Consider the following 15,448-nt stretch of genomic DNA (forward strand, 5'->3'; position numbering starts at 1 on the left):
ACACATCGTCACGCAACAACCCGGTTTACGCGCGAAACTTCAAGTAAATTCTCAAGAATAGTTGCTTAAGCCCCGCCAGAGCGTCTACCATCGGGTCTGTCTGTTGTCATACGATTCGCGAGCGCGCCGCGCTTGCCCGCCTTGCCATGCTTCGAATCTGGGTTCCCGTTGCTGTCGTTTCACTGCTTGCGGCCTGCTCCAGCGTGCCGCCGCAGTCGGCATCGCGCCCCGCCTCGGGCATGAAGATCACGACGCCACGCGCGTTCCCCGCCCCCGCCAATTTCCCGAAGTTCGTCGATCACAGCGTCGGCCAGGAAGAAATCTCGATCCAGGCGATGAGCCTCGTCGGCGTCCCGTATCGCTGGGGCGGCAACACACCGACGAGCGGCTTCGACTGCAGCGGGCTCGTGCGCTACGTGATCGGCCGTGCGGCTGACGTGAACCTGCCGCGCACGACGGCCGACATGAGCGGCCGCGGCATATCGATCGAGCCCGACCAGGTCGCGCCGGGCGACCTGATCTTCTTCAATACGACCGGGCGGCCGCATTCGCATGTCGGCATCTATGTCGGCAAGCTGCGCTTCGTCAACGCGCCGTCGACGGGCGGCACCGTGCGGCTCGACTACCTGACGAACCCTTACTGGGCCAAGCGTTTCGACGGCATTCGCCGCGTCGCGCCACCGCGCGGGGCGCCTACGCCGTTCGATGCGCCGACCTATGAGGCGAAGCGTGACGAGCCGCGCAGCGCGCCGGTCGTTGCGCCCGCTCCCGTGGTCGTGACTGCCGCCGCGCCGCGACAGCCGGCCTATGCGTCGTCACGAGCTGCCGCGCCCCAGGCATCTGTACCGGTCACGCCGGCCGCACCGGTCGTATCGACCGCAGCGGTTGCCCCCGCAGCCGCGTCGGCCGACCCGTATGAACCTCCGCAGCCGCGCATGCAGACGGCTCAGCAGCAGGCTACGTCGGTGAATGACGGTACAGGCATCACTGCCATCACGGCGAATGCCGCACCGTCAGGCCCGGCCGAGGTCGGCACGCAGATTCCGACGACGGCGCTGACTGCCGCCCAGGCTGCCGCTTTCGATGCGGAACCACCGCCCGCCACCGCCGCGGCGTCACCGCGCAGTATCGAGCCCGCCCCTGTTCAGGTATGGCGCGCGTCGACCCAATCTGCGCCCGTCAGCCCGCGCACCGCCACCGCAGACGATCCGATTGCCCGATTCGCGAACGGAAGCTACTAGCCCGCTTCGCCCTCGCCTGCGCTCGGCCGCCACTGCACCCGTCATTCGCCGCCTATTCCCGCACGCCAAATGAAAATGCGCCGCAGCCTTTCGGCTTGCGGCGCATGTCATGTCTGCTCGACAGTATCGGCGATCAGAAGATCCGGTGGCCGAGCCACCATCCACCGGCCGCGAACAACGCGGCCGCGGGCAGCGTCAGCACCCATGCCCACACGATGTTGCCGGCCACGCCCCAGCGCACGGCCGACAGCTTCTGCGTCGCGCCGACGCCGACGATCGCGCCGGTGATCGTGTGTGTGGTCGACACCGGAATGCCGAGGAACGAAGCGAGGAACAGCGTCATCGCGCCGCCGGTTTCCGCACAGAAACCACCGACCGGCTTGAGCTTCGTGATCTTCTGGCCCATCGTGCGCACGATGCGCCAGCCGCCGAACAGCGTGCCGAGGCCCATCGACAGGTAGCACGCGCCGATCACCCACGCCGGCGGCGCATCGGCGGTCGCCGACGCATAGCCCGACGCGATCAGCAGCATCCAGATGATGCCGATCGTCTTCTGCGCGTCGTTGCCGCCGTGGCCAAGGCTGTACAGCCCGGCCGACAGCAGTTGCAGCCGGCGGAAGCGCCGGTCGACCTTGCTGGGCGCGGTGCGGAAATACAGCCACGACACGCCGAGCATGAACAGCGAGCCGAGGATGAAACCGAGCAGCGGCGAGATGAAGATGAATGCGATGGTCTTCAGCAGCCCGTCGATGTTCAGCGCACTCCAGCCCGACTTGGCGAGCGCGGCGCCGACCAGGCCGCCGATCAGGGCATGCGACGAACTCGACGGAATCCCGTAGTACCACGTGATCACGTTCCAGCCGATCGCACCGACCAGCGCACCGAACACGACGTAGTGGTCGACGATCTCGGGATCGATCGTGCCTTTACCGACGGTCTGCGCGACTTTCAGGTGGAAGATGAAATACGCGATGACGTTGAACGCCGCCGCGAACACGACGGCCTGCTGGGGCTTCAGCACCCCGGTCGACACGACGGTGGCGATCGAGTTCGCCGCGTCGTGAAAGCCATTCATGAAGTCGAATACGAGCGCGACGAGCACCAGCGTCGCGACCATCCATAGGGCAAGTTGTATCGAATGCATCGTGGTCCGCTCAGGCGTTTTCCAGCACGATGCCTTCGATGATGTTCGCGACGTCTTCGCACTTGTCGGTGATCTCTTCGAGCAGTTCGTAGATCGCCTTCAGCTTGATGAGCGTCTTCACGTCATCCTCTTCGCGGAACAGCTTCGACATTGCCGCGCGCAGCACGCGATCGGCCTCCGACTCCCAGCGGTCGATCTCCTCGCACTGCTTGAGGATCTGCGCCGACTGCTTCATGTCGGACAGCAACCCGACCGCCTGCTGCACGTGCTGGGCCGACTGCGTGACGATGTGCGCGAGCTGGCTCGCTTCCGACGTGACGGAACGGACGTCGTACAGCGACACGGCGGTCGCGACGTCTTCCATCAGGTCGAGGATGTCGTCCATCGTCGTGATCAGCTTGTGGATCTCGTCGCGATCGAGCGGCGTGATGAAAGTCTTGTGCAGAAGATCGATCGCCTCGTGCGTGAGCTTGTCGGCGGCCTTCTCGGCGATTTGCACGTTTTGCTTGTGAATCTCGGCGTCGGCGAGATTGTCGATCAGCAGTTCGAGCTCGCGGCCACCGGAAACGATGTGCTTCGCGTGCGCGTTGAAGAGTTCAAAGAACTTGCCCTCGGTGGGCATAAAACGACCGAACATATAGTCAATTAAACTATGTAAAATCAATTGGTTAGGAGCGCAACACCCTAAAACTTGGCACGTAATACGGATTTTTTACGAATCCAGTGTTGCGCTGCACGTGTGAGACGCCTACGCGTGACACATTTGTGACGGCGCACAGTGTACCGGAAAGCACAGCGCCACCGCCCACGATCGCAACAGCCCGACTCACGTTCGCGACACCCGACTCCGCTCCGCTTGACGTTAATGAAACAACGTTCATGGTCGAGTCACGCACCTTTGACAGCATCATCCAAAGCGCTTGAGCCGCGAATCCTGACAAAACCACAATCAACCGCAACATCGGCGCTCGACGGTTCGACGTGGAGAATTACGCGACTCCCCACGCTAGCAAGACTCATTGTGCGCGATGAATCACGCCGATCATGCACAAAACATCAACAACGGCAGAAAAATAGAAATTTTTTGCATATTTCAAAAGACTCCGGTACGATTCATTTGTGCGCGCCGAGGCTACCGGCGCGCACAGAAACCCTCACAAGCCTCAAGCGGGACGACTCATCGTCCAACAACTCGCCGCTCGTGCAAGGGCGAGCACACGCCATTTGTATGCGTTCGGGAATCTCGCACTAAGAGGTTTTCCGCCACGCAGTTAGTACTTCCTGCGCACCTGCAAGCGCGATGTAGCAGCGCAAGCCTGACAGGAGAAACAAATGGAACAAGCAGTTGCAGCAATGGATGAAGATAACCGCAATCACTGCATCGTTCGTCCGAAGGAAGTAGCAAAATTGATGGGCATCAGCCGCTCAACTCTCTACGTGTTAATTAGCGATGGAAAATTCCCGCGCCCGGTTCACATTTCATCTCGCGCACGCGGCTGGCCTCGTTTCGTTATCAACGAATATATCGCCTCGTTGATGAAGTAAGCGACCAACCCATCCAAAAACGCCAACAAATCCTTCAGCCGTGCAAGTCTCCTTGCACGGCTTTTTTGTTTTTCGCCACATAACACATTGGCACTATCAGTTTTATATCACCACACATTCAACACAAACCAAACGATAGACACACACAACAAATCCCATCATCGCGCGCGTCTAATAAGGGGGTAAGTGTTACACCCTCATCCACCAACCTATTCCACCACAGTAAATACATTGGCAGCAAATCACCATGTGCCCATCCGAATTACATCCCATCCACATTCAACGTATCGACCTCAATCATCATGGACCTCCCAACTGTTGGCAAACCCATTGTTGACCGCCTAGTTTATGTACTTCCTCTTGCCGCCGACTGCACGCTCGAAGAGCAACGTGCGATCCTTCAGCCAATCTTGAATCGCCTCAAAATCGCAGTAGAAAATGGCATCTGCGAGAAAGCATTTCTCCCATCGTACAAAACTCGCTACATCGAGAAGTTCAAAATCGTCCTGTCATCCAAGCAGAAAATTCTCGTACAAATCGGAGCCATCAATCCCGAACGCCAAAAAGGAGGAATCAACGTCACAATGAATCCATCCCGCCTCACGGCATCACAGGTGCGCAAGCTCCACGAAGTGATGGCCAGCATTATCGGGAGTGACTATCATGAGCTGATTAAATCACCCATCCTCAACCGCGCCGATTTTGCAGTTGACATCGACAACATCAGCATTGACGATCTTCTTGTAACGTATCAGCACGCGCAGCGCCACACCGTTTTCGGGAAGCGTATTGGGAGTAATGGTAAAATAGAAGGGTACAATTTCGGCAGCGTAAACAGTGATTATATTCAGGCGGTGTATGACAAGCGGACGGAACGCATCCATGCGGCGCTAGTGAATGTTGTTGAAAATAGTCGCGGACGTGATGAACTGCATAAGAATTCGGTCAAGCGCTTCATGCGCGCGCGCGATGGTCACGAAGTCACCCGCGTCGAAGTACGTGCAATGAGGCTGCGCGGCTACAGGCCACACGAACTTTCGACTCTGCCAAACCGCTTCGCACGGTTTCGGTTTGCTGACCTGACGTGTAACGCTGGCCCCAACCTTTCAGAACTCGATCGTACAGCCTTTCTGTCGATGTGCCGCCACATCGGGGTAAAAGCGGCGCTCGCACTGTACAAACGAGAACGCCCCGATATCCCCGTTCGTGCATTTTGGGAAGCGAAACGTGCGGGTTGGTGGAATCCGGAAGCTTTGTGGATCAACGCTTGTGATGCGTTGCGCGAGTCAGGCATCTTCCCCGAGTGTGCATTTTCCAAGCCGGAAGTGCATAACGCGGCGAGCGCCCTCCCGACGAAAAAAGTGCGCTAACTTCGAGGCAAAATGTATGCATTCCCCGGGCGGTCACTCGCCTTTCGTATCGGCTCAAATTCCGCCTGCTCGGTACCTGATCACCCGGCACCTATGCTGTCATAACGCAGCAGTAGCATTGCTAATCACCGGATGCTGAACGCCGAAGCGATCAGGAATCGTGCACGCGCGAAGAGTCGCCTAAATCAAGCGATGCGTCAGACCCTCGGGCAGTGCTGGCGGCTCAGGGAGAATTGGAACAGAAGCATCTGACGGGCACGGCGCGCGAGTGTCCGAAGAGGATGTGGGAGCGAGAATTGACAACGCGCTATGCGGACAAATCCAGTCACTTTCGTCTGACCGAAGTGGGTCACACTCACGCAGCCAGTTGGCCCCGCATTGCCGACACCTGTACCGCTGCACCGTCAGCGGACGATGACCTAGGGGACGGAGCTTCGTCGGATTGTGCGATGCCACTAGCCCGGGATGCCCATGGGGGCTAGTAGTCCACTGCATACGTTCGCACGCAGCACATAGCATTGGGGCAGAATTCCAGCCTGATCGGCGCTCGCTGTCGATGGACCGTAGATTAATGCCACCGATCACGCTGAGCAAGGACGACGGAAGATCGCGCACTGTAACTTAGCGTTGATCACGCAGCAGCAGCCTTGCTGATCGTCGGGTGCGACACGCCGTATTCCTTCGCGAGTCCGCGCGCCGTCGCACCAGCCGCCAGCTTTGCCTTAATTTCTTCGCGTTGCGCAGCCGTCAACATGCGTCGCTAGGCATGTCCCGCCTGCAAGCGTCTAACGGATCGGATAGAAACGCGTTGCGATAGCGCGGGCATCGGTCTCGACCATGGCATCCTGCACGAATTTCCTCTTTGCGACATACCGTATGCAGCGCAGCCCCGATTCGTCATACGTCGTGAGTTGTGCAAGCCAGTCCTCGCCAAAATCGATGTAGACCGGGCATGCGGCATCAAGCCAAGTGCCGCGTGGTCGAACCCAATCGTATTGATGGTGCCCGCTATACACGCGCCCTAGCTCCTCTTCGATTTCATCTATCCAGTGAACTCGATGCAAACCGTCGCCCAAGTCCGCCTTGGTAGCGTTCGGATTGTGTACGTGGCACTCAGTTAGTCTAAAAAACATCCCGCCAGCTGCACCGCGCAACCCTCGCCGTGCTTTCGCCCAAACCAGATCGCGCGCCAACTCCGACGCCGGGTCCGGCAGCGCGTGGTAAATGTCGAAGTTCTGCCGGAATCCGCGCCCGTCGATGACCCATACGAGATTCCGGTAGAACACTTCGCGGGAATTCCGCTCGGCATCGGTCATGGCGGAATGTTGCATTTCGACAACGATGCCTGTCGGCGTCTTGATGTCCGCTCGATGGATTTCGCCGTCAGGCGCAACGTGCGAAATTTCTCGGCAAGCCGCTGGAAATAGGTTTTTCCACTCGCGATGCCACGGCGTTTCGCTCTCCCACCACGGATCACAGTCGCGGCGGCTAGCATGCGCCCAATGATGCATGACGCGCGGGCCGCATTTCGCAATGGTGGCCGCGCCGCATGTCGGGCAAACACCTTGGCCGCCCGGAAACGCCTCGCTGCGCTGATTTTCAACAATAGCGAACTGCACCTGTCGTCCCCTTCGCACCTGATTTGTTGTCGCAACTAAGTTGCATCGAGCCACGCCCACAGGTTCATATTTGTGGCGGGCCTCTGTATGGGCGATCGAATCGGATGTGCTCGGCACCTTTCATCTTCGGGTTGCCGTTCCTGAACTCGTTCCAGACCGATTCGGCCGTCTTACCGGGCCACAGATGATTCATGAAATGCATGTGTGGTCCGTAGTCGAAGTGGTTGTCGTATTGCCACACGTCACGGTTGTCGAAATAGAAGAACAGCCACTTCGAATGATCGGGCCAGTAGAAGATGTGACCGACAAGATACCGGCGCTCTTCGAGAAACTGGTACCACTTGCGCATCACCTTCGTTTGCGTGGCGGTCAATGGACCGTTGTTCATGTCCCCGAGCCTCTTCGCATCTTTCTCGGTCCACTGCCAATTCGGCAAGAAGTCGCGATATGAAATGTGGTGTGTCCAAGGATGCAGGCGGCCCGAATCGCAAGCCGCGATAAGGTCGCCGAAGGCGGTTTCGGTAATCACCGCCTGCTTGCATATCTTCTTCACGTCACTCAGCTTTTCCGCGCTTATCAAGTCATCGATGGCCTGCATCGCGGCCCTATCTTGCGGCGTGGGATTCGGATTGATTGGCATGCGGCAGAATGGTCGGGGGCGTGCGGGCCGGTACCTATTCGTCAAAGTTCGCCACGCCCTGTTCCGCAACGTGCCGCCACTGACGAATGAGTATGACCAAATCGTCGTTCAATTCGCTCTGCGCCTCCGGCCACAGTGCGGTCATGGTGTCGATAGCCGTCACGATGAACGGCATCGTGTAGCGCAGCGGCATCGATGACAGTCTGATTGAATCGGGATCGCCCGCCTTCGCGTTCATCAGTTGGTGGATCGCAAACGGATAGGTATGCACGTACTGTGACAGGAACATCGTGGCTGCCAAGTAGAAATCGTGATTGATGCCGTGCGCTAGATTTAGCTCCTTCTGCGTAAGGTGAAACGGCTCCCCTCTAGTCATGCGCGCTTGTAAATCCTTCGTTGCATTCGCGAAGCACTCGTGCGATTTGATCTGCTCCTTGAGCGCAGCGGAATTCCGGCGAATCTCATCGACACGCGCATCGACCGATCCGATTTTTTCGAGCATCGTCAGGCGGCGCTCCTGGTCATGTGCGTCCCAAAGCAAGATGCGAAAGTCACGCTCAGCCGCGCTGATATCCCGCGCACCTATGTAGGCCAAGGCGTCGTACGCTTCGATCAATGAACGCGCCACGGCGCACGCGGACGGCAAATCCCAAAGCTCCTGCGGGATTCTGGCGTCAAGAGTTGGCGAAAGCCGCCGCAAACTGATGCCGTGGCAAATCAGCTTCGTGTAGATCGTATCGACATACGCCAAGTGCAACCCGTCAATTGGACGGCCCGTCAGTCGGCTACAGAGTGCGTGAGCATGACCGATCAGCGCGTCGAACCCGGCGAGAGTTTCCTTGTATTTTTCTGGCGTCATACGTCCCTCGGTCTGCCTACGTTATCGCCGCGTCGGCACTTGGAAGGGCGCAAAATGCGTCCTGTAGAGCAGTATTCGTTCGAAGGCTCCCGCGTGAACTGTCGCTCCTTCCGGCCAAGAAATGTCCTGATCGGATGCCGGATTCCAGAAATTTACGACCATCAACAACCAGTACGCGTCGCACGCTTGGTACGCCTTCGCCAGTTCCGTTTTATCGGCTATGGCCTTTTCAATACGCGGCAACGAGAGCAAGGGCGTAGCATAGCTTTGCGTAACCCGCCATCTGGCATCAGGATATTCTCGACCATTCCAGAATGCCCAAGTCAATTCAGGAATGTGCTCAAGCATGTCATCAGGAACGTTGCCGGACGGTCCGCTTTCGATACGAAGCCCTAGCTCCGCGATTGCCTTTGCAAGCGGCTCAATCTTACGGATAGGTTTGTCGAAACCGAAGGCGAAATGAAGCTCTGTCGAGCGCCCGCCAGCTTCCCGATACAATCTTTGTGCTTGCAGGACTGCTGCGTCACGGTGCCGTCGCTGCACCTGCTCGCTGTCTGGATCGTTTCCATCGGCAAGGTACAAGTCTGTAATCTCAATGCCAATCTTACGCTGCCCATTGATGATGACATCAGGCTTATCACCGTAGATGATTTCCCCGGCAGGCAGTTCGAAATCGTGTGCGAACATTTCGAACACGCGTTTTTCCTGCTCCTGCTTCTTCTGGTTCTTGGTGGAACGTCCCGTCATCCTCGTCTCCGATTACCTGAATTCGAACGGCCACCCCTATGCACTATCATGACACATCTCAGATGGGACTCTGGCCATGAAAAGAGCACTTGATATAGCGGACCTTGCCCTGAAGGTGTTGTCGTGCCTCGCGATCTTAGGCGGCGGCGTGTGGGCGTATTATCAATTCGACCTCGCCGGGGCTACCAACTGGCAAAGCAATCTGTCCATCGAAACACAGGTGCTTCCCTACCAAGACGATCTGCGCTTGCTGGTTGTGCACGTAAAATCGAAGAATCCGCGCAGTGTGGCCTTCCGTCTGGTCAAGAAGGACGGTGATTCGTTTGTACTTCACGTACAGAGAGTTTCCGATGATGCCAAGGCTAATACGATCGTCGCACCCGGAAAGCAGGATGCCGTAGTCCCCGATATAGACCTGTTGGCAGACACCGGCGGTGAGTATGAATTTTCCCCCAATGCCGAAATGGACGACATGCGCACCATTGTGCTGAAAGTCGGTGGTACCGTTGTGCTGACGGCCGATATGGAAGCCCACAACGGCACACTTGACGAGCACGGCAAACCCGATACGGATTTCGTGTCCGCATCGGCAGTCGTGCATGTCGGCCCATGATGGTCAAAATTATCTCGAACATCATGATTCACATGAAAGTTTATCGTGACGTGATCAACAGAAGATAGTCTAGAACTCTCGTGGCGACAGTCGATGCAAAGACTGGCTTTCCACTAAGACTCCAAACGAATCTCCCAAGCGGAAATTGCTTTATTTTTACCGTAAATACCATCTCACCACGCGCAGAATTCAGCGGAGACTGAATAACACCAATAAATCCGTCTCCTCCGACGTAAACCTTAATCTGCACACCACCTTTTTTGACTAGAATTTCTCGATCAGAATCGGTTATTGTTATTTTATCAGACGATGAATCGCGACCGTTCAACTCATCAATTTTCCGCCTCAGCTGCACTTTCACACCTGAGATAAACGACGTAGTTTCTCTGGCATGAACAGCATTACCAAAGGTCATCTTGAATGGGTGTTTTTCTGATGCCTTCCCCCTCGCAATCGGCCACTCTACACACTCAGAAATCAAACGATTTCTCGCGGCGATTCCCAAAAATACCAAATAACCGATACCCTTTGGCAGTGCCATCGCCTTCGACTTTACAAACCAATACGGCCTTCCAATCCACCGGGAAAGATAGAGTCCAGTGATTCCTTTATAAGAGTTAACTTCCAACCTAATACGCCGCCGCTTCAATTTCTCTCGCTCTGAGAATCGATCTGTCAGCGAGAAATTGTGCACGGAAAACTCTCCATGCGTAGAATTTTCCCCATACTCCGCATGAAGAGAGAAGCGCGCAAATCTCTTCCACCTCCCCGCTGGATTCTTGTAGAGCGCCTCAAGTTTCAAATGCGCAGTGGAACTCATCGCCCCATGGGAAAACTTCTCTTGAGCCATCTCCAAAATCAAAGTCTTGGAAGATCGATTTGGAATTGCCAAAGTCGCCGGGGGCAACCGCTTCGCCGAAACCACATCCTCTCTGCTTATAGGCATTTCTGCCAAGCTTGCGATTGGAAACAAATCCAATACAGATGCTTCCAGTTGACGAGAATCATAAATCCTCACAAATACATCCTCTATGCGGCCAAGCCTATTTCTGTGGTTGAATACTTCAAACTGAATAACAAGAGAAGATAGATATGTGTAGTCAGCCTTGTTATTTGCATAAACAAGGTACACACGATCCCCGGTAACAAATTTTGGCTTGAACCTCAGCACATAAGTATCGATAAAGGTGTATGCACCGAGCAATCCGCCTATGATACCTAGTGCGGTAGATACGCCTTTTATAATTTCAGCAACACTAGTGATTGAGGACGAAATCATTTTATTTTTTATTCAATGATTGCAACAAGCATGTGACGGAACAAATTATAATAAGATAATTTACCATTCGAAGTAGATTAATTCTTCCTCTTGACCTCATCCTTTTGGCGTTCATCTCCTGCGCGCCGCCGTCGATCCGCACGCAACGGCGGAATTACGTCTAGCGCCCGCCAAAGCATAGGATGGACGTATATGGCCGAACTCTTCTTGTACTGTCCCTCTGATATTCCACGATCATCCAGATGCGACCAGCTCACCCTCTCCGTCGCCTCAGGCTTGATACCGATAATAGATGCCGTATACAGAACCTTCAGAATTTGGATGATGCATGAATTTGCACTACGGCGGTTTTGCATATACTCATTCGCAGCGATCTTCAACGGATCACTTTCCTGAATTTCCGTCCAGTGCTCCTGCACACAGTCTGCAAGGTCTTGCTCGGTAACCTCCGAATACTTGAAGTGAGATTGCCTCCCCCTGATAAGCTCAGCACAAGCATTCAATGATGAGAAATGCCCACTCCATTCATCTCGAAGCGAACGCATGCGTCCGATTGAGTATTTTCTTTCCGCATCTTGTACGATCGAGGGCGGAACGTATTCCTTTCCCTCACAAAGCTCAATACAGCAATTGACAAAAGCTATAGCATCACGCGGCCGAAACAAGGTACGACTAACCAAGTAATCAATTGCCGACTCCCCACGCACAGCGCCGCGAAAAACATCATCAAAGAATACTTTTCGTTGCGTGTACGGTTCACGAATTAATTTATCGATTCGAAGATCAAGCAATTGCTTTAGTTGCGCCTTACTCCAACGCAAGCGCAAAATCAAGCTCTCAAATTTTTCCTCTTGAAATCCGGCATCCCGAGTGGCTTCAAATACAGTTCGCAGCAGATCCTCGCGGATTGCCACAATCACCTTGACCGATCTAACGCGCTGGAATGCCCGAATTGTCTCGATCAAGGCGCGAATTAACTTATATCGAATCCGATCATCAACCCACGATTCATCAAGACGATCAATAACAACATAAAATCTATTCTGAGGGTCCGTAAATATCTCGTCCGCAAGAAGAGTAATTATCTCACCAAGTTCTCGCACCTGATTTTCATTTACGACAGACTGCGCCTTGTGCAGCACTTCAGCCTTCACTTCGTCGGTAAGGCTCTTTGCCGCAGACGCATTCAATGCTATGCCATGCGTCTTGGCATCGATTGTTCCAGACAATTTTGACTCTAATTTTGTTGTAAACTCTTTGACGCGCGTCTCAGTATCTTGCCAAAACTGGTCATTCCATTGTCGGAGATATTCTACAGCCCGCCTTTTTGCCTGATCCCGCTGAAATATATCGCGCAATTGATCCAAAAAGCTCCACGGATCACCCTGAGAAATTTTATATCGCTTGCGAAGCAACTCAACCACAAATACGTGCTTCCAAAGCAATTGATAGAAAAGATCGAGCTTTACACCAGCAGACTCGAAAAATTGAATAATATCCGAGTTCGCTACATAGCTGAGCGAAAGTGTCTCCGCACGAATCTCAAATGCGTTCGATTGAGTATCGAGAAGTCGAGTAAGGAGCGCACTTTTTCCCGCTCCCACCCGACCGACCACGATACGCTTGGGATCGTCAGAGTTCACAAGAGACTCCAAGTCGCCAGTATCAAGGAAGCAGTCACGCAAAAATTGCTCATCGGATTCCGCGTCCATAGCACCGACCGAACTGTTTCTACGAAACACGTACTTCATACCGCCCCCAAGAAGAATTTACTTGTGGAGAGCAATCGTAACAGGTTTTTTTTGCGCAAGTGGCAAATCTAAGCATCGACTTGATACCTTCCCTGAACCACCTATCTTCCAAATCTTCCTATCAGGCAAAATAGGCATTCAAACAGATCGCCCTTCCGGGCGACAGGAGAATTATATGCATGTCAACTCAGCGGCATTGCCCGCCATTCTTGGCGCACTCGCATCCGGCCTATTTGCCCTTGTTGGCGTCATCGTAACGTCAGCACTTGCTCAACGACGAGAGCACGAATCAGACTGGCGTCAAACCAAGGTCGAACACTACCAAGAGTACGTCACAGCCCTATCGAATATCATTTCGGGACGCTCCACTGCGGCCGCACAGGAACGTTACGCTGATGCCGTGAATGCGCTGGCGCTCGTAGCGTCACCCAACGTGTTGGACGCCGTCCATGCATTTCAGAAGGAAATTTCTTACCGGAATACGGAACGGAGCGACGCCCGTCACGATGCGCTCCTGAGCGCGGTCATGCAAGCCATGCGCGTCGATGTCCAGCCGAGTCGCTTTCAAGATTCGCATCGCGCATTTCATTTTCTCGCCCCTCCGCCCGCCCCTGACCCCAAGCGAGAGGCGGACGTGTCAAGACAGGTTTCGGATCACTCCAAGTCATAATCTGACCATCTATTGATCAGTCGCACATGAATTCGCTCAGCTTGCGGGCAGCGCTGCGACCGCACCATCGAGTTCGCCATTTCCACAGCCTCTATTGCGTCAGAACTAAGCGTTAAAGATTTGGCGGACGAGGCCGATATCCATGTCACGCATCTATGGATATCAGATGCCCCCTGCGCCACACCGAAAAGGTTAAGAAGATCGTCGACGCGCGACGCGCAGCGCGCCACGCACTCAACCCTGACTTCCTCACGCCGGGAACAACACTCTACGTCGCCATCTGCGAGGAATATTTGCGGGAAGCACTCGCGGTTGTCGACATCGTTGAAGCACTGTATGACGATTCAGCCGCGTGAACCAAACACACCGGCTACGACCAAATATCAGCAACTGTTGGAAATCATCGATGAATAATCCCAAGAAAGCATCGAAGCCTACTCAACGCCGATATGGAGCCGAAGGTGCAGTCCATCTGTACTCCAGTCTGCCGACAGTCCTCACGCCAGCAGACTTGTATCGAGTTCGTGACAATGCGGTACTTCGCGAAGCGGTAACGAACTGCAATATTTATTTGATTGCTAGCCGTCGACGTATCCTGATTGATCCGGCCGATTTCTCGCTTGATGGGAACACCCTGTCTGGCAACTTCCTTGTTCAACGTGTCGGCGGGATGGCGTATATTCCGTTCGAATATGACGTCGAAACCGAGAGGATCGGTGCCGATACGGTCATCGAAGATGTTGCCGTTGCCTTGTCCGGGACCCATCTTGTAATCACCACTTCGGCTGGTCAACTTCCGCTTGCTGCGTACGTCATCGTCGCGTCAGCACGCGCCGAGCTAGATGCCTTGGACCGAGACCTTGACGTGCTGTATATCGGGCAAGGCATTGGGCGAACAGGCAACCGAACTGCGATTGATCGACTGCTGAACCACTCAACGTTGCAGCGCATACTCGCCGAAGCTACTACCTTCTATCCGGAGCAGGAAATTTTGCTCCTGTTGTATCGCTTCGAGCATCAACGTATCATCGCAAGCACTGGCGGCGACATGACCGTGGAACCGATGGCAACGCGGGAAGAGGAACATCACCACATGGAGCGAATGCACAAAGCTAGGCTCAACCGTCATGCGATCGTTTCATTAGCCGAAGCGGGATTGATTCGTCACTTTCAACCGGCCTTCAATGTACAGGTGAAGATGAATGACTTTGCTGCGAAACGCAAGCTGACCGTTTTGCAGAAGCTTCTGACGCACGACCTCACTGGCCTGATTGTCGAAATCGGGTCTGGCAACATCCGCTCCCGTCTGCGTACGCCGAGCGCGCCGCCGCCCGAGCTTCCCGCCATATTCGATCAGAAAGCGTTGGACGGTGATCGCCTCGATACCGACGAGAAAAAGCGCCAATGGGCCGAAGAATTACATTTGATGGCTCACACGCAATACGCACGTCATCCGCTGACGACGCCGCAGGAGCGAGACACATTCCTGCACGGCACATTATGGAACGGCGAGACAGAGCGAACAACATGGTGATCAGCCGTAGCCTGAGCGCACATCTTTTGCGTTCAAGCAAATTCGCGATGGAACGTAACTCGCAGCAACCGAACAATTTGCGAGACATTGCGTCATTGTGCAACGCTGCAATCACCGATCACTGGAGAACATTATGGCGACATACACCGAACTGAAGGCACAACTCGAAGCGTTGCAGCAAGAGACGGAAGCAGCACGAATTGCAGAGCTACAAGCCGTCATTGAACAGGTCCGCGATGTCGTCCAGCAATACGGACTGACAGCCGAAGATATTTTCGGCCGTCAACGCGCGTCGCGCGGCAAGGCTGCGAAGGCCCCCGTGCCGCCGAAATATCGTGACCCCAAGACCGGCGCGACGTGGAGCGGACGCGGTAAACCGCCAGCTTGGATCGCGGGCAAGAAGCGCGAGCGTTTCTTGATCGAATCGGATTGAGCA

The 15,448-nt window shown here is 54.9% G+C and carries 17 protein-coding genes; 8 read left to right on the forward strand and 9 right to left on the reverse strand.

Annotated features, from left to right (window positions below):
- Window positions 1-146 precede the first annotated feature (146 nt).
- On the forward strand, window positions 147-1,241 hold the full coding sequence (locus ACPTTC_RS10845) for a C40 family peptidase (RefSeq protein WP_423392476.1): 1,095 nt from the start codon (window positions 147-149) through the stop codon (window positions 1,239-1,241).
- A gap of 133 nt (window positions 1,242-1,374) precedes the next feature.
- On the opposite strand, the gene ACPTTC_RS10850 is transcribed toward ACPTTC_RS10845, so the two are convergent.
- Together ACPTTC_RS10850 and ACPTTC_RS10855 are read right to left on the reverse strand one after the other, a co-directional pair.
- Window positions 1,375-2,385: an inorganic phosphate transporter gene (locus ACPTTC_RS10850; RefSeq protein ID WP_423392477.1), complete on the reverse strand. Its 1,011-nt coding sequence runs from the start codon at window positions 2,383-2,385 to the stop codon at window positions 1,375-1,377.
- Between the two features lie 10 nt (window positions 2,386-2,395).
- Window positions 2,396-3,022 (reverse strand): DUF47 domain-containing protein, encoded by a 627-nt coding sequence (locus ACPTTC_RS10855; RefSeq protein WP_174388121.1) that lies wholly within the window; start codon window positions 3,020-3,022, stop codon window positions 2,396-2,398.
- 695 nt (window positions 3,023-3,717) lie between these two features.
- Here ACPTTC_RS10855 and ACPTTC_RS10860 point away from each other — a divergent pair.
- Window positions 3,718-3,930, forward strand: a complete 213-nt coding sequence (locus ACPTTC_RS10860; protein ID WP_175808331.1) for a helix-turn-helix transcriptional regulator — start codon at window positions 3,718-3,720, stop codon at window positions 3,928-3,930.
- A 302-nt stretch (window positions 3,931-4,232) separates the two neighbouring features.
- A complete protein-coding gene (locus ACPTTC_RS10865) occupies window positions 4,233-5,300 on the forward strand; it encodes a hypothetical protein (protein ID WP_423392478.1) in 1,068 nt (355 codons plus the stop codon).
- 631 nt (window positions 5,301-5,931) lie between these two features.
- Here ACPTTC_RS10865 and ACPTTC_RS10870 read toward each other — a convergent pair.
- The 5 genes from ACPTTC_RS10870 to ACPTTC_RS10890 all read right to left on the reverse strand — a co-directional run bounded on the left by ACPTTC_RS10870 (window position 5,932) and on the right by ACPTTC_RS10890 (window position 9,165).
- A complete protein-coding gene (locus tag ACPTTC_RS10870) occupies window positions 5,932-6,054 on the reverse strand; it encodes a hypothetical protein (protein WP_423392479.1) in 123 nt (40 codons plus the stop codon).
- A 31-nt stretch (window positions 6,055-6,085) separates the two neighbouring features.
- Window positions 6,086-6,919: a competence protein CoiA gene (locus ACPTTC_RS10875; protein WP_423392480.1), complete on the reverse strand. Its 834-nt coding sequence runs from the start codon at window positions 6,917-6,919 to the stop codon at window positions 6,086-6,088.
- A gap of 64 nt (window positions 6,920-6,983) precedes the next feature.
- Window positions 6,984-7,559: a hypothetical protein gene (locus tag ACPTTC_RS10880; RefSeq protein WP_423392481.1), complete on the reverse strand. Its 576-nt coding sequence runs from the start codon at window positions 7,557-7,559 to the stop codon at window positions 6,984-6,986.
- Between the two features lie 34 nt (window positions 7,560-7,593).
- A complete protein-coding gene (locus ACPTTC_RS10885; protein WP_423392482.1) occupies window positions 7,594-8,418 on the reverse strand; it encodes a hypothetical protein in 825 nt (274 codons plus the stop codon).
- Window positions 8,419-8,439: 21 nt separating this feature from the next.
- Window positions 8,440-9,165 carry a hypothetical protein gene (locus ACPTTC_RS10890; RefSeq protein ID WP_423392483.1) on the reverse strand — a complete coding sequence of 242 codons (726 nt, stop codon included), beginning with the start codon at window positions 9,163-9,165 and terminating at the stop codon, window positions 8,440-8,442.
- 76 nt (window positions 9,166-9,241) lie between these two features.
- On the opposite strand from ACPTTC_RS10890, the gene ACPTTC_RS10895 reads away from it, so the two are divergent.
- Window positions 9,242-9,778, forward strand: a complete 537-nt coding sequence (locus ACPTTC_RS10895; protein WP_423392484.1) for a hypothetical protein — start codon at window positions 9,242-9,244, stop codon at window positions 9,776-9,778.
- 40 nt (window positions 9,779-9,818) lie between these two features.
- Here ACPTTC_RS10895 and ACPTTC_RS10900 read toward each other — a convergent pair whose 3' ends face one another.
- Together ACPTTC_RS10900 and ACPTTC_RS10905 are read right to left on the reverse strand one after the other, a co-directional pair.
- Window positions 9,819-11,057 carry a hypothetical protein gene (locus ACPTTC_RS10900; protein WP_423392485.1) on the reverse strand — a complete coding sequence of 413 codons (1,239 nt, stop codon included), beginning with the start codon at window positions 11,055-11,057 and terminating at the stop codon, window positions 9,819-9,821.
- A gap of 77 nt (window positions 11,058-11,134) precedes the next feature.
- On the reverse strand, window positions 11,135-12,808 hold the full coding sequence (locus ACPTTC_RS10905) for a P-loop ATPase, Sll1717 family (RefSeq protein WP_423392486.1): 1,674 nt from the start codon (window positions 12,806-12,808) through the stop codon (window positions 11,135-11,137).
- 175 nt (window positions 12,809-12,983) lie between these two features.
- On the opposite strand from ACPTTC_RS10905, the gene ACPTTC_RS10910 reads away from it, so the two are divergent.
- The 4 genes from ACPTTC_RS10910 (at window position 12,984) to ACPTTC_RS10925 (ending at window position 15,445) form a co-directional block, all read left to right on the forward strand.
- Window positions 12,984-13,478 carry a hypothetical protein gene (locus tag ACPTTC_RS10910; RefSeq protein ID WP_423392487.1) on the forward strand — a complete coding sequence of 165 codons (495 nt, stop codon included), beginning with the start codon at window positions 12,984-12,986 and terminating at the stop codon, window positions 13,476-13,478.
- Between the two features lie 155 nt (window positions 13,479-13,633).
- Window positions 13,634-13,834 (forward strand): hypothetical protein, encoded by a 201-nt coding sequence (locus ACPTTC_RS10915; protein ID WP_423392488.1) that lies wholly within the window; start codon window positions 13,634-13,636, stop codon window positions 13,832-13,834.
- Window positions 13,835-13,884: 50 nt separating this feature from the next.
- A complete protein-coding gene (locus ACPTTC_RS10920) occupies window positions 13,885-15,012 on the forward strand; it encodes a hypothetical protein (protein ID WP_423392489.1) in 1,128 nt (375 codons plus the stop codon).
- A gap of 133 nt (window positions 15,013-15,145) precedes the next feature.
- On the forward strand, window positions 15,146-15,445 hold the full coding sequence (locus ACPTTC_RS10925) for an H-NS family nucleoid-associated regulatory protein (protein ID WP_423392490.1): 300 nt from the start codon (window positions 15,146-15,148) through the stop codon (window positions 15,443-15,445).
- Window positions 15,446-15,448 lie beyond the last annotated feature (3 nt).

Origin of the sequence: Burkholderia mycopellens (genome assembly GCF_964265025.1) — a bacterium.
In the GTDB taxonomy this organism is placed as follows: domain Bacteria; phylum Pseudomonadota; class Gammaproteobacteria; order Burkholderiales; family Burkholderiaceae; genus Burkholderia.

Bases quoted from the DNA above. Each gene is read 5' to 3' on its own strand.
- ACPTTC_RS10905 (WP_423392486.1), bottom strand. From the start codon at position 12,808: ATGAAGTACGTGTTTCGTAGAAACAGTTCGGTCGGTGCTATGGACGCG.
- ACPTTC_RS10895 (WP_423392484.1), top strand. From the start codon at position 9,242: ATGAAAAGAGCACTTGATATAGCGGACCTTGCCCTGAAGGTGTTGTCG.
- ACPTTC_RS10850 (WP_423392477.1), bottom strand. From the start codon at position 2,385: ATGCATTCGATACAACTTGCCCTATGGATGGTCGCGACGCTGGTGCTC.
- ACPTTC_RS10860 (WP_175808331.1), top strand. From the start codon at position 3,718: ATGGAACAAGCAGTTGCAGCAATGGATGAAGATAACCGCAATCACTGC.
- ACPTTC_RS10870 (WP_423392479.1), bottom strand. From the start codon at position 6,054: ATGTTGACGGCTGCGCAACGCGAAGAAATTAAGGCAAAGCTGGCGGCT.
- ACPTTC_RS10915 (WP_423392488.1), top strand. From the start codon at position 13,634: ATGGATATCAGATGCCCCCTGCGCCACACCGAAAAGGTTAAGAAGATC.
- ACPTTC_RS10845 (WP_423392476.1), top strand. From the start codon at position 147: ATGCTTCGAATCTGGGTTCCCGTTGCTGTCGTTTCACTGCTTGCGGCC.
- ACPTTC_RS10855 (WP_174388121.1), bottom strand. From the start codon at position 3,022: ATGTTCGGTCGTTTTATGCCCACCGAGGGCAAGTTCTTTGAACTCTTC.
- ACPTTC_RS10885 (WP_423392482.1), bottom strand. From the start codon at position 8,418: ATGACGCCAGAAAAATACAAGGAAACTCTCGCCGGGTTCGACGCGCTG.
- ACPTTC_RS10880 (WP_423392481.1), bottom strand. From the start codon at position 7,559: ATGCCAATCAATCCGAATCCCACGCCGCAAGATAGGGCCGCGATGCAG.
- ACPTTC_RS10920 (WP_423392489.1), top strand. From the start codon at position 13,885: ATGAATAATCCCAAGAAAGCATCGAAGCCTACTCAACGCCGATATGGA.
- ACPTTC_RS10890 (WP_423392483.1), bottom strand. From the start codon at position 9,165: ATGACGGGACGTTCCACCAAGAACCAGAAGAAGCAGGAGCAGGAAAAA.
- ACPTTC_RS10925 (WP_423392490.1), top strand. From the start codon at position 15,146: ATGGCGACATACACCGAACTGAAGGCACAACTCGAAGCGTTGCAGCAA.
- ACPTTC_RS10910 (WP_423392487.1), top strand. From the start codon at position 12,984: ATGCATGTCAACTCAGCGGCATTGCCCGCCATTCTTGGCGCACTCGCA.
- ACPTTC_RS10900 (WP_423392485.1), bottom strand. From the start codon at position 11,057: ATGATTTCGTCCTCAATCACTAGTGTTGCTGAAATTATAAAAGGCGTA.
- ACPTTC_RS10865 (WP_423392478.1), top strand. From the start codon at position 4,233: ATGGACCTCCCAACTGTTGGCAAACCCATTGTTGACCGCCTAGTTTAT.